Origin of the sequence: Pigmentiphaga soli (assembly GCF_039541095.1) — a bacterium.
Lineage (GTDB): Bacteria > Pseudomonadota > Gammaproteobacteria > Burkholderiales > Burkholderiaceae_B > Pigmentiphaga > Pigmentiphaga soli.
On record NZ_BAABFO010000019.1, the window covers coordinates 58,405 to 70,723 of the forward strand.

Annotated in this window: 10 protein-coding genes; 5 read left to right on the top strand and 5 right to left on the bottom strand. The window is 70.0% G+C overall.

Going from position 1 to position 12,319, the window contains the following annotated elements; all coding sequences use genetic code 11:
• Window positions 1-41 precede the first annotated feature (41 nt).
• Window positions 42-1,136 (bottom strand): isocitrate/isopropylmalate dehydrogenase family protein, encoded by a 1,095-nt coding sequence (locus ABD927_RS17880; RefSeq protein ID WP_345251207.1) that lies wholly within the window; start codon window positions 1,134-1,136, stop codon window positions 42-44.
• 117 nt (window positions 1,137-1,253) lie between these two features.
• On the opposite strand from ABD927_RS17880, the gene ABD927_RS17885 reads away from it, so the two are divergent.
• The 4 genes from ABD927_RS17885 (at window position 1,254) to ABD927_RS17900 (ending at window position 5,456) form a co-directional block, all read left to right on the top strand.
• Window positions 1,254-2,237, top strand: a complete 984-nt coding sequence (locus ABD927_RS17885; protein ID WP_345251208.1) for an SMP-30/gluconolactonase/LRE family protein — start codon at window positions 1,254-1,256, stop codon at window positions 2,235-2,237.
• Window positions 2,234-2,920, top strand: a complete 687-nt coding sequence (locus ABD927_RS17890; RefSeq protein ID WP_345251209.1) for a GntR family transcriptional regulator — start codon at window positions 2,234-2,236, stop codon at window positions 2,918-2,920. Before ABD927_RS17885 ends, ABD927_RS17890 begins: the two co-directional genes overlap by 4 nt.
• A 106-nt stretch (window positions 2,921-3,026) precedes the next feature.
• Window positions 3,027-4,418 (top strand): MmgE/PrpD family protein, encoded by a 1,392-nt coding sequence (locus ABD927_RS17895; RefSeq protein WP_345251210.1) that lies wholly within the window; start codon window positions 3,027-3,029, stop codon window positions 4,416-4,418.
• A 30-nt stretch (window positions 4,419-4,448) separates the two neighbouring features.
• On the top strand, window positions 4,449-5,456 hold the full coding sequence (locus ABD927_RS17900) for a Bug family tripartite tricarboxylate transporter substrate binding protein (RefSeq protein WP_345251211.1): 1,008 nt from the start codon (window positions 4,449-4,451) through the stop codon (window positions 5,454-5,456).
• Between the two features lie 42 nt (window positions 5,457-5,498).
• On the opposite strand, the gene ABD927_RS17905 is transcribed toward ABD927_RS17900, so the two are convergent.
• Window positions 5,499-6,590, bottom strand: a complete 1,092-nt coding sequence (locus tag ABD927_RS17905) for a mandelate racemase/muconate lactonizing enzyme family protein (protein WP_345251212.1) — start codon at window positions 6,588-6,590, stop codon at window positions 5,499-5,501.
• 37 nt (window positions 6,591-6,627) lie between these two features.
• Entirely contained in the window at window positions 6,628-7,611 is a 984-nt protein-coding gene (locus ABD927_RS17910; protein WP_345251213.1) for a Bug family tripartite tricarboxylate transporter substrate binding protein, read from the bottom strand.
• 128 nt (window positions 7,612-7,739) lie between these two features.
• On the opposite strand from ABD927_RS17910, the gene ABD927_RS17915 reads away from it, so the two are divergent.
• A complete protein-coding gene (locus ABD927_RS17915; protein ID WP_345251214.1) occupies window positions 7,740-8,678 on the top strand; it encodes a LysR family transcriptional regulator in 939 nt (312 codons plus the stop codon).
• Between the two features lie 16 nt (window positions 8,679-8,694).
• Here the strand turns inward: ABD927_RS17915 and ABD927_RS17920 are convergent, their stop codons facing one another.
• Both ABD927_RS17920 and ABD927_RS17925 read right to left on the bottom strand, forming a co-directional pair.
• Window positions 8,695-9,828: a PepSY-associated TM helix domain-containing protein gene (locus ABD927_RS17920; protein WP_345251215.1), complete on the bottom strand. Its 1,134-nt coding sequence runs from the start codon at window positions 9,826-9,828 to the stop codon at window positions 8,695-8,697.
• Window positions 9,829-9,839: 11 nt separating this feature from the next.
• Window positions 9,840-12,314, bottom strand: coding sequence for a TonB-dependent siderophore receptor (locus tag ABD927_RS17925; protein WP_345251216.1), 2,475 nt, complete (start codon window positions 12,312-12,314; stop codon window positions 9,840-9,842).
• Between the last annotated feature and the right edge of the window lie 5 nt (window positions 12,315-12,319).

Below are 12,319 nucleotides of genomic sequence, written 5' to 3' on the forward strand. Positions count from 1 at the left end.
TGGGGCAGTTTGGAGGGACGGTGGCCGGCTGCGCGCCGCCGTCAGGCATGGGCCGGCCGCAGGGCGCCGGCGACGGCCTGCGCGATCGCGGCCGTGCCGTCGGTGCCGCCGAATTCCATCGGCCGCACCTGGCCGGACGCGAATACCTGTTCGACCGCATGCTGGATCATCGCCGCGCCGTCGGCCAGCGCTGCGTCGCCGCTGCGCCCGGCCAGCCATTCCAGCATCATGGCGGCCGACAGCAGCATGGCGGTCGGATTGGCCTTGCCCTGGCCGGCGATGTCGGGCGCCGTGCCGTGCGCCGGCTGGAACAGGCCGTACCTGTCGCCGATGTCGCCCGACGGTGCCATGCCCATGCCGCCCACCAGCGCCGCGATCAGGTCGGACAGGATGTCGCCGAACATGTTTTCGGTGACCAGCACGTCGTAGGTCCACGGCTTCATGACCAGGTTCAGGGCCATGGCGTCGACATAGCCGCTGTCGGCGGCGATTTGCGGGTGGCGCGCGGCGACTTCCTCGAACACCTTGCGGAAAAAGGCCATCGACGCGAAGACGTTGGCCTTGTCGACGTTGGTCACGCGGCCGCGGCGGCCGGAGCGGGCGGCGCGGCGCTCGGCCAGCCGGAACGCGAATTCGCAGATGCGCGCCGTGCCCTGCCGCGTGATGCGCATGGTGTCGCGCACCTCGTCATCGCCCCGCACGTCGCCCCGGCCGCGGGCGTAGAAAAGGCCTTCGGTGTTCTCGCGCACCAGCACCAGGTCGATGTGCGCGGCCTCGGGGCGCGCCAGCGGCGTGGGCAGGCCCTCGAAGGTGCGGATGGGGCGCACGCCGGCGTACAGGTCCAGATGCATGCGCAGGTCGATCTGCGGGATGATCTCGGTGCCGTCGGCGCCATGCACGTGCGGCAGGCCCATCGCGCCGAACAGGATGGCGTCGGCCTGTTCGCAGTGCCGCAGCGTGGCGTCGGGCAGCGCGACGCCGCTGTCGAGGTAGTGCTGGGCGCCGGCCGGCAGCCACTGCAGCTGAAGGATGCGGCCGATGCGGCGCTGCACGGTTTCCAGCACCGCGGCGGCGGCGTGCATCACTTCGATTCCGATGCCGTCGCCGGGCAGGACCGCGATCCGGTAGCTTTCCATGGTCGATTCCGTTTTTCCTGGTGAATGTGGGCGCCCGCCGCGTGCCGGCGGGGATTGTGCCCGCGTTAATGTATACGTTAATTTATTGGTTGTCACCACGAACGCCATCCCCACGACATGTCGTCGCCGTCGCTTCCCTTTCTCGATCCCGCTGCCTGTGGCTGGATCGGCCACGGCCTGGTCCGGCCCGAATGCGTGCTGGCCACGCGCACGGCCGGCCTGTTCACGGCCGACTGGCGCGGCGGCGTGGCGCACCTGCGGCCGGACGGCAGCCAGGCGCTGTACCGGGCGCAGCCCGTCGACGGCGAGGCGCTCAAGCCCAACGGCATCGCGCTGCGGGCGGACGGCTCGTTCCTGCTGGCGCACCTGGGCGACGGGCGCGGCGGCGTGTTCGAACTGCGGCGCGACGGCGCCACCCGGCCGCTGCTGACCGCGGTCGACGGCAGCGACCTGCCGCCGACCAATTTCGTCCACGAGGACGCGGCCGGGCGCATCTGGATCAGCGTGAGCACCCGGCTGCGCCCGCGGGCGCTGGGCTACCGCGCGGGCTGCGAAGACGGCTTCATCGTCTTGCTGGACCGGCGCGGCGCCCGCATCGTGGCCGACGGCCTGGGTTATGCCAACGAGGTGGCCCTCGATCCCGGCGGGCAATGGCTGTATGTCAACGAAACCTTCGGGCGCCGCCTGTCGCGCTTCAGGCTGCTGCCGGGCGGGGATCTCGGCCCGCGCGAGACGGTGGCGGTGTTCGGCGAGGGCACCTTCCCGGACGGCCTGTGCTTCGATGCCGAGGGCGGCGCCTGGGTGACCAGCATCGTCAGCAACCGGCTGCTGCGGGTCGCGCCCGACGGCAGCACGCGGCAGTGGATGGAAGACGCCGACGCGGCCTGGCTGGCAAGGGTCGAACAGGCGTTCCGCGGCGACGCGATGGGCCGCGAACACCTCGACAAGGTGCGCAGCCGCCGCCTGCGCAGCACGTCGAGCCTGGCCTTCGGCGGCGAGGACTTGCGGACAGGCTATATTGGCTGCCTGCTGGGCGATGCCATCGCCGTGGTCGCGATGCCCGTCGCCGGTATCCCGCCCGTCCACTGGAACTATTCATGAAGAGCGAAGCCGCGCCCGACGCCGACGTTCCCACCCTGGTGGAACAGGCCTACAAGGCCATGCGACAGCGCATCCTCGACAACGTATGGCAGCCTGGCTTCCAGGCGCTCGAACAGGAACTCGCCCTGCAACTGGGAATGAGCCGTACCCCGGTGCGCGAAGCGGTGATCCGGCTGCAGAACGAGGGGCTGGTCGAGGTGATTCCGCGGCGCGGGGTGCGCGTGCTGCCGGTGTCGTCGCAGGACATGGAAGAGATCTACGCAATTCTGACCGCGCTCGAATGCCTGGCCGCCGAGACCGTGGCGCGCCGCAAGCCCTCCAGCCAGGAACTCAAGCCGCTGCGCGATGCGACCACCCGGATGGAAAAGGCGCTGGCCAGGAACGACCTGGAAGCCTGGGCGCGGGCCGACGAGGATTTCCACTATGCGCTGGTCAGCCTGTCGGGCAACAGGCATCTGCTGAGCGCGGTGATGGGCTACCGCGACCGGGTGTATCGGGCCCGCATGTTCACGCTGCGGCTGCGGCCGCCGCCGGTGCATTCCACCCGCGAGCACCTCGCGCTGGTGCAGCGCCTGGCCGACGGCGACGCCGTGGGCGCGGCGCGCGTCAACCGCGAGCATCGCCAGCGCGCCAGCCGAGAACTGGTCGGCATCTTCCGCAATTTCCGCCTGCAGCAGATCTGAAGCCGCGGCCGTTCGCGGCCGGTCGTTTGGGATAACCCTATATCGACCCCTAGGGGGAAACTGCTATCTTTTACGTATACGTTAAATAATTTTCTAATGAATTTACATGACCTCGAAACCGGGTACCACCCTTAGCGAACGCGCCAACCGCTGGCTGTCGCACCTGCGGCACGAGGACGTGCCGGACGACGTGCGCCGCGCGACCCGTTCCAGGATCCTCGACATACTGGGCCTGATGCTGGCCGGCTCGTGCCGCCCGCCGGGCCAGGCGGTCCATGCCGCCGCGCTGAAGCTGGGCAGCGGCAACGACAGCCGCATCCTGTGGTACGGCGAGCGGACCTCGGCGTCGCTGGCCGCCCTGGCAAATGGCACCATGGCCCATTCGCTGGAGTTCGACGACACCCACAACCAGACCATCGTGCACGTCAGCGTGACCCTGGTGACCGCCGGGCTGGCCATCGGCGAGATGCTGGACATCCCCGGGCGGGAACTGGTGACCGCGCTGGCGGGCGCGGCCGAATTGTCGTCGCGGGTCGGCATGCTGGCGCCCGGCAGGCTGGAGCGGGTGGGCTTTCACCCGACGGCGATCGCCGGCGCCATGGGGGCCGCCTTCCTGGCGGCGCGTCTGTTCGGGCTGGGGGCCGAGCAGGCCAGGGATGCGCTGGGCATCGCGGGCAGCAAGGCCGCCGGGCTCATGGAGTGCTGGTCGGACGGCTCATGGGCGAAATTCATCCATCCGGGCATTGCCGCCGAAGCGGGCATCGTGGCCGCCACCCTGGCGCAGCAGGGCTTCAAGGGCCCCGCCACCATTTTCGAAGGCCGCTTCGGCCTGCTGGCCTCGCATGTCCAGGATCCTTCCTACGAAGTGGACTGGGACGGCTTCAGCCGCGGGCTGGGCGAGCATTGGGAGAGCCGGAACATTTCGTTCAAGCCCTATCCCTGCGGCCACGTGATCCATCCTTTCCTGGATGCGCTGCTCGATCTTTACCGGGAAGGACTGCGCGCCGACGAGGTCGACAGCATCGTCTGCCCGATCGCGGCCTTCATGGTTCCCATCGTTTGCGAGCCGGCCGCCGAGAAGCTCAATCCCCGCTCGGACTGGCAAGGGCGCGTCAGCCTGCAATTCGCGCTGGCCGACGCGCTGGTCCACGGCCGCTGCAATGTCCACAACTTCGCCACGCCCAGCCTTGCCGACCCGCGCGTGCTGGCGCTGGCGCGTCGCGTTTCTTATCGCATCGACGAGACGGCGCCGGGCCGCGAGCAATTCAAGGGCTGGGTCATCGTGCGCACCCGCGACGGCCGTACGCTGGAGCGCATCGTGCCCAACAACTGGGGCAGCCGCGAGAACCCCATGACCGCCGAAGACGTCGAGGACAAGTTCCGCACCAATGCGGGCCTCGTATTCGGGCCGCAGCGCATCGAAGCGGCGATCGAGGCCGTGCGCCGCATCGATTCGGAAATGCGCGTGCGCGCGCTCGTGGATTCATGCATCCGGTAGGAAAAGAACGACAGACTGGAGGAGGCCAGCATGACCGATAGACGCCGCTTTCTGCGGACCACCGCCCTGGCCGGCCTGTGCGCCGGGGCCCTGCCCGGCGCGGTGCGCGCGGCTGCGGGCGCCGGCGCGGAGCCGGCATTTCCCGGCAAGCCGATACGCGTGGTGGTGCCGTTTACGCCCGGCGGCGGCGCCGACATCGTGGCCCGCGTCATCCTGCAGCACGCCGGCCCTAAGCTCGGCCAGCCGTTCGTGGTGGACAACCGGGCCGGCGGCAGCGGCATCATCGGAACCGAAGCGGTGGCCAAGGCGCCGCCCGACGGCTACACGCTGCTGATGGGCCAGACCGGGCCGAACGCCATCAATCCGGCCCTGTACGCAAAGCTGCCCTACGACGCCATCAAGGACTTCGCGCCCATCACGCTGACCACCGCCTATCCGTATGTCGCGGTGGTGGCGCCGTCCCTGAACGTCGATAGCCTGCAAGCCTTGGCGGCGCTGGTGTCGGCCAAGCCCGGCACGCTGGCGTTCGGGTCGGCCGGCGTCGGCAGCTCCACCCACCTGGCCGCGCTGCTTTATCTGGGGCGGGCCCGGCTCAGCATGATCCACGCGGCGTACAAGGGGACCTCCGCAGCGTTGGCGGACGTGGCCGGCGGCCAGATCGCCATGATGTTCGCCGACATCACCTCCGCCTCGGCGCTGATCCGCTCCGGCCGCCTGCGCGCGCTGGCGGTGACGGGAAGCCAGCGCTCCCGGCTGTTCCCCGACGTGCCCACGGTTGCCGAGGCGGCCGGCCTGCCGGGCTTCGAGGCGTCCGCGTGGCACGGCTTTCTCGCGCCCGCCGGCACGCCGGCGCCCATCGTGCATACCTTGCATGAAGCGCTGGTCGGCGCGCTCACTTCACCCGAGGTGCGCGGCCGCTTTGCCCAGGACGGCATCGAGGTGGTCGGCAACACGCCGGAGCAATTTGCCGGCTTCCTGCGGGAAGAGATCGGCAAGTGGGGCGCCGTCGTCAAAGAGGCGGGCATCACGCCGGAATAGCGGGCGCAGCAGGCCTGGCCGCGCCGCCTGCGGCGCCGATCGTCACCCGACGCGGCACTGCTCCAGCACGGCCGGATCGGGGTCGACTCCCAGCCCGGGGCCATCCGGGATGTCGAGGAAGCCGTTTTCCGGTATGACGGCCTTGCCCAGCGGACTGGCCCCCAGGTCGGCCAGCGAATGTTCGATCAGGGTTTCGTGCTCGAAGGTGGCGGCGATATGCAGCGTCGCCAGCAGGCCGGGCCCGAAGTACGGGCAGTGCGGCACCAGCTGCGCGCCGTGGCGGCGCGCCAGTTCGACGATCTTCATGAACTCCGAGACGCCGCCGATCTTGGTGATGCTGGGCTGGGCGATGTCGACCGCCTGCGCGTCGAACAACTGCTCGAAATGCTTGGCGCTCATGGCGTTTTCGCCGGCGGCGATGGGGATGCCGGCGGCCTTGCGGACCGCGGCCAGTCCGGCGAAATCTTCGGGCGGCCAGACCGGTTCCTCGAACCAGGCCAGCCCGTAGGGCTGCAGTTCGCGCGCCACGGCGATGGCCTGCTCCACGGTCCATGGACAGTTGGTATCCATGGTCAGCGGCACGTCGGGGCCCAGCGCCTCGCGCGCGGCCCGCACGTGCGCCACCTCGGTCTCGTGCAGCTTGACCAGGCGATGGCCGCGCTGCTTGGCCCGCAGCGCGTTTTCCGCCACCAGCGCGGAATCGCCATAGCGTATCAGGCTCGCATAGGTGGGCAGCCGCCTGTGCCGGGCGCCGCCGAGCAGCGCCGAGAGCGGCTTGCCGGCGCGCTTGCCGGCCAGGTCCCACAGCGCGATGTCGAGGCCGGACAGCGCGTAGGTCAGGGCGCCGGTGCGGCCGAGCAGGTGGAACTGGCGCTCCATCGGCCCCATCACCGAGGGGATGTCGGCTTCGTCCTTGCCGATGGCCAGCGGCGCGACCAGGCTTTCGATCGCGGCGCGCGCTGCCGGCCAGATGGTGTAGCCGAACGCCTCGCCCCATCCCACCAGGCCGTCTTCGGTTTGCACGCGCACCAGCAGGATGTTCATCTTGCGCGGATGCCCGCAGAACAGCGGCTTGGGGCCGAACATCTCGTAGGGGATGTCGAGCACGATCGCGTCGACCGAACGAATCGTCATAGGTTTTCCAGAGTCGATGATGGGAAGGCGTGAGGCTCTATTCTGCCGTAAGGTGGTTGGCGCGGATCAGCTCGCTCCAGCGGCGGTGTTCGCCGTTGACGAACGCGGTGCATTGCTGCGGCGATCCGCCCATGGTTTCCGCGCCCTGGCGTTCGATCAGGGTCTGCTGGATCTTGGGGTCGGCCAGCACTTCGTTCATCGCGCCGTTGATGCGGTCGATGATGGCCTTGGGCGTGCCTTTCGGCGCCATCAGCACCTGCCAGGTGCCGATGTCGAAGCCCTTGGCCACGGTTTCCGACACCGTCGGCACGTCGGGCAGGACCGCCGAGCGCTTGGCCGTGGACACCGCCAGCGCGCGCACCTTGCCGGCCTCGATCATGGGCTTGGCCGCCTGCAGCGCGCCGGCGAACATGAAGCTGATGTTGCCGGCGATCAGGTCGGTGAGCGCGCCGGCATTGCCCTTGTAGGGCACGTGCGTGTATCGCAGGCCCAGTTCCTTCGCGAACAGCACGCCGGCAAGGTGGTCGGGCGAGCCGCCGCCGGACGAGCCCTGGAAGTACTTGCCGGGATTGGCCTTGACCAGCTGGACGAATTCCTGCGCCGTCCTGGCCGGGAAGTCGCTGCCGACCAGCAGCGCCAGCGGCACCTTGACCGTGCAGCTGATCGCTTCGAACGCCTTGTCCGGGATCAGGTCGGGGCGGTTGTAGAGGTCGGGCATGGTGGCCACCGTGGCGGTGCCGTACAGCAGCGTGTAGCCGTCGGGATCGGCGGCGGCCGCCTGGGTCGAGCCGATGGTGCCGCCGGCGCCGGGCCGGGTGTCGACGACGATCGACTGCCCCAGCTTCTTGGCCAGGTCGTTGAAGATGATGCGCGCGACCACGTCGGTCGGGCCGCCCGGCGCCCAGCCGCTGATGACGCGGATGGGCTTGGCGGGAAACTCCTGGCCGAGCGCGCGGCCGCCCGACACGGCGGCCAGCGCCATGGCGATCGCACCCGCGGCGGCCGGAATGAAGTGCTTCATGACGTCTCCTTGCTGTTGTTGTATGCGGCGGGGCCGCCCCGGGATTATGGGAGCCGGTTTTCCGCGGAAGAAGGAGCGCCTGGTTCAATTAGAATGAACCTCCGGTGCGGTCTGGTGACTGGGGCGCGATGGATACCACCTATTTGCGGACATTCGAACTGGTCGTGCAGACCGGCTCCATGGCCGAGGCCGCGCGGCGCCTGCACCTGTCGCCGACGGCGGTGGCCAAGCAATTGCATGCCCTGGAGCGGGAGTTCGGCGTCGCGCTCACGGCCCGCTCGGGCCGGACCGTATTGCCGACCGAGGCCGGGCACAACATCCTGGCGCTGGGCCGCTCGGTGCTCGGCGACATCCAGGAGATGAAGCGCCGCGCCCGGGCCGGGCAGGCCGCCGGCGAATTTCGCCTGGGCAGCATCAATACCTTCCTGCACGGCCTGGTGCCCGACATGCTGGCCAGCCTCGTCCACCGGCATCCCGGCCTGCGGGTATTCGTGCAGCCCGGCAGCTCGGCCTATCTGTACGACGCGTTGCACAACGAACAGGTCGACGCGGCCATCTGCCTGCACCCCCAGTTCGAACTGCCGAAGACGCTGTGGTGGGCCGGCCTGCGGCGCGAGCCCCTGGTGGCTCTCGTCCCGGCCGCGCTGCGGCACGAGGATCCGCATACCCTGCTGGAACGGGAACCGCTCATCCGGCTGGATCGCCGGCAATGGGGCGGCCGGCTGGCCGAGGAATACCTGCGGCAGGCCGGCATCCGGCCCATCGAGCGCTTCGAACTGAGTTCGCTGCCTGCCATCTCGAAGATGGTGGATCGCGGGCTGGGCGTATCCCTGGTTCCCGATATCGAACAGGGCTGGCCCGCCGGCCTGCGGATCCGCAGACTGGCCCTGCCGCTGCCCACGCAGCCGCGCGAGGTCGGCCTGCTGTGCCTGCGGTCTTCGTCGCGCCTGGACCTGGTGCAGGAACTGGTGGGCGACTATCACGCCGCGCGGCGGGCGGCCAGCCAAGCGCCGCCCGCGGCCGCGGCCAGCCCGCCGCCAACGAACTGCGCGCTGGCGGCACCGTAGACGACGGTCTGCTTTCCTACGCGGCAGCGGCCGTCGCCGGGGCCTGCCGCGCCTTGCGCCGGCGCGCCAGCCACAGGTAGACGCCGCTGCCCAGCACCACGATCGTCTCCACGTCCAGCGCTGCCCACAGCAGTTTCAGCGGCAGGCCGCCGTAGTCGCCGAAGTGCAGGGGCCGCGAGATTTCCAGGCTCCACAGGTACCAGGGCGGCGCGCCGATATCGACCAGCTGGCCGTCGGCGGCGTCGATCAGCACGGGATGCAGCAGCTGCGAAGTGGCCGGCGTGTTGCCGTGCAGATAGACGGCGTAGTGGCGCGGGGTGGCGAACATGGAGCCGGGAAAGGCGACGAAGCTGATGTCGCGGCCCGGCAGGAAGGCCGTCGCGCGGGTGACCGCGGCCTGCAGCAGGTCCGGGTCGCGCACGGGAGCCAGTTCGCCGTATTGCGCCTTCAGCGTCCGCGACACGTCGCGCTGCCAGGCGCCGAACACCAGCGAGTCGAGCGTGTTGACCACGCCGGTTGCGCCTACCACCACGGCCCAGGCGATGGTGGTGATGCCGGCCAGGTTGTGCAGGTCCAGCCATGCCACCCGCGCGGCCCGCGCGCGGCGCACGGTGCCGAATGCCAGCTTGCGCGTGAAGGGGGCGTACAGCACCACGCCCGACACCAGCGCCGCCAGGAACAGCAGGCCCATCGCGCCCAGGAACAGGCCGCCCCAGAGGCCCGACAGCAGGTCGGTATGCAGGGCCAGCAGCACCGCCATCACGCCGCCGTGGCGCCAGTCCTTTTCGCTCCAGGCCTCGCCCAGCAGGCGGTATTCGCTGTCGACGATGACGAAGGGCTTGTGGCCGGCGGCGGCCGGGCCGCGGCCCAGTCCGACGCGGAACTGGCCGGGTTCGTCGGCCCAGGCGACGAACTGCACGCGGCGGCCGGGATAGGCCTGCCGCACGGTGCGGATGACGCGGTCCATGTCCACCACCGCGCCGGCCGGCGGCGGCGCCGCGCTCTCGCGGCCCGCCAGCCAGTCGTCGATTTCATCGTGGAAGATCAGCGGCAGCCCGGTCAGGCACAGCATCAGCAGGAACACGGTGCATATCAGGCTGCTCCAGGTGTGGACCGCCCGCCAGCGCCCGATGGCGCGCGACGACAGCATGGCGTCCGCCCTCAGTAGCGGACCACGGCCGTCAGCACGGCGGCGCGGCCCGGCCCGAGGTCGCCCATGAAGTAGTGGACCTTGGTGTAGTAGACCTTGTCGAACAGGTTCTGCAGGTTCATCCGGAACTCCAGCCGCGGGTTGACGCGCCAGCCCAGCATGGCGTCGAAGCGCCAGTACGAGGGCGCGTAGCAATCGCGGTCGCATGCGGTGCCGAAGCGCTTGTCGACGAAGAAGGCGCCGCCGCCCACCGTCCATCCGGGCAGGAAGCGATAGGTGGACCACAGGCTCAGGCTGTTCTTCGGCGTGTCGGGCAGCGGCTGGCCGACGTTGGCGTCGTTGTAGGCGCCGCGCGCGATCTTGCTGTCCAGGTAGGTATAGCCTGCGAACACCTGCCACTCGGGCGTCAGGCTGCCCGACGCGCCCAGTTCGAAGCCGCGCACCCGCGTGCGGCCCACCGGCTCGACCACGCCGGGCTCCACCTGCACGCTGGCGTTCTTGCGGTCGGTGGCGAAGGCGGCGGCGGTCAGCGACAGTTTCTCGTCCAGCGCGTCCCATTTGCCGCCCACTTCGTAGGTCACGCTGCGTTCCGGATCGAGGTTGCGGTTGGCGGCGCTGACCTTGTCGTAGTCGCTGTTGCCCAGCGCCGCCGGCGTCGAGGCCGAGGCGGTGCTGACGTACAGGCTGGCCTCGCGGCGCGGCTTGTAGACCAGGCCCAGCTGGTAGTTGACGAAGTTGTCTTTCTGGCTGGCCTGGACCGCGCCCTGGCGGATGCTTTCGGTGCGGTAGGAATCCCAGCGCAGGCCGGCGTTGACCAGCCAGTGCTCGGTCAGCGTGATGGCGTCGAAGACGTAGGCCGCCTTGGTGTTGGTCTGGTAGTAGGTGGGGTTGTTGTTGCGGGTGACCGAGCCCGTCCACGGGTCGCCGGGATCGGGCGAGTACAGGCTGGTGCAGTCGTAGGAGTCGAACAGCGAGGGGTAGCCCTGGCACTGCGGCACGGCGCCGGTCTGCACCGCGGCGGCCGCGTTGGCGCTGGCCACCGTCCAGCCGTCGACGTTCCATTTCTCGCGGCCGATCTCGAAGCCGGCGTCGAAGCGGTGCTTGACCGAGCCGGTTTCGAGTTCGCCGAACAGGTCGGTCTGGTTGGCCAGGGTCTGGGTGCGCGTCCATTGCGACTTGGCCTGGCGGAACACCGTGCCCTGCAGCGTGCCGGGCATGTTGATGCCGGCGTACAGCGGCGAGGCGCCGTTCGGCGCCGTGGCCACGTAGCTGTTGGTGGACTGGCCGTAGCGGGTCATGTTGCGCAGCGTGAGCGAGTCGCCCAGGTCGTGCTCGATGCTGGCGGTGCCGATGTCGGTGCGCGTGTGGCGGAAGTCGCGGCCGCTCAGGCCGTAGAAGGCGTGGCGGTCCACGCCTTCGTACGGCGCGCCGGTGCGCGGGTCCAGCGGCACGCTGTAGTCGGGCATGCCGTCGTCCTGCAGGTGGTAGTAGCTCAGCGTGACCCGCGTGGGCGTGCCCAGGCCCAGGGCCAGCGAGGGCGCCAGGCCCCATTTCTGGTAGTCCACCGCGTCGTCGCGGCCGGCCACCTTGCCCTTGTCGCCCATCGCGTTCAGGCGGAAGGCCGCGTGGTCGGACAACTGCCAGTTGCCGTCGACGGTGGCGCGGCCGCTGGGCGCGGTGCCGGCGCTCAGCTCGCCCACCGCGAAGTTTTCCAGCCGCGGCGCCTTGGTGACGATGTTGATGCTGCCGCCGCCGCCCCCGCGGCCGAAGTAGACCGAATCGGGGCCTTTGGTCACCTCGACCTGTTCGAGGTTGAATACTTCACGCGTTTGCGCGCCGATGTCGCGCATGCCGTCCACCAGCATGTTGGAGGTGGAGTTGAAGCCGCGGATCACGGGGCGGTCGGCGATCGGCACGCCGCCTTCGCCGGCCGCGAAGGTGATGCCCGACATGGTGCGCATCACGTCCTGCAGCGAGGTGGAGGCCGTGTCTTCGATGACCGCCTTGGGGATCACGTTGACGGTGCGCGGCGTGTCGCGCAGTTCGGCCGTGAATTTGGGCGAGGCCGCGGCCGGGGCCTGGTAGGCGTTGGCGGTGCCGACCACGTCGACCGGCGGCAGCGTGGCGGCGGGCGGGTTGGCGCGGGCGGCGGGCGCGACGGCGGGCAGGGCGGGCGCCACCGTCAGGTCGCCTTGCGGGCCGACGATGAGCCGCAGGCCGGAGGGGCCGAGCGCCAGCCGCATCGCCTGTTCCACGCCGTAGCGTCCGCGCACGGGCGGCGCGGTCAGGCCGCGCACCAGCTCGGGCGGCACGGTCAGGCTGCGCCGCGCTTCGGCGGCGATGCGGTTGAGCGATTCGCCCAGCGGGCCGGCGGGCAGGTCGAAGTCGTAGCCGGCCTGGGGCTGGGCATAGACCGGCCCCAGCATGGCGAAGGCCAGGGACGAAGCGAGGCAGAGCGGAGCGGAGGAGCGGGAGGCGATGGCCATGGCGG

Bases quoted from the DNA above. Each gene is read 5' to 3' on its own strand.
- ABD927_RS17880 (WP_345251207.1), bottom strand. From the start codon at position 1,136: ATGGAAAGCTACCGGATCGCGGTCCTGCCCGGCGACGGCATCGGAATC.
- ABD927_RS17885 (WP_345251208.1), top strand. From the start codon at position 1,254: ATGTCGTCGCCGTCGCTTCCCTTTCTCGATCCCGCTGCCTGTGGCTGG.
- ABD927_RS17890 (WP_345251209.1), top strand. From the start codon at position 2,234: ATGAAGAGCGAAGCCGCGCCCGACGCCGACGTTCCCACCCTGGTGGAA.
- ABD927_RS17895 (WP_345251210.1), top strand. From the start codon at position 3,027: ATGACCTCGAAACCGGGTACCACCCTTAGCGAACGCGCCAACCGCTGG.
- ABD927_RS17900 (WP_345251211.1), top strand. From the start codon at position 4,449: ATGACCGATAGACGCCGCTTTCTGCGGACCACCGCCCTGGCCGGCCTG.
- ABD927_RS17905 (WP_345251212.1), bottom strand. From the start codon at position 6,590: ATGACGATTCGTTCGGTCGACGCGATCGTGCTCGACATCCCCTACGAG.
- ABD927_RS17910 (WP_345251213.1), bottom strand. From the start codon at position 7,611: ATGAAGCACTTCATTCCGGCCGCCGCGGGTGCGATCGCCATGGCGCTG.
- ABD927_RS17915 (WP_345251214.1), top strand. From the start codon at position 7,740: ATGGATACCACCTATTTGCGGACATTCGAACTGGTCGTGCAGACCGGC.
- ABD927_RS17920 (WP_345251215.1), bottom strand. From the start codon at position 9,828: ATGCTGTCGTCGCGCGCCATCGGGCGCTGGCGGGCGGTCCACACCTGG.
- ABD927_RS17925 (WP_345251216.1), bottom strand. From the start codon at position 12,314: ATGGCCATCGCCTCCCGCTCCTCCGCTCCGCTCTGCCTCGCTTCGTCC.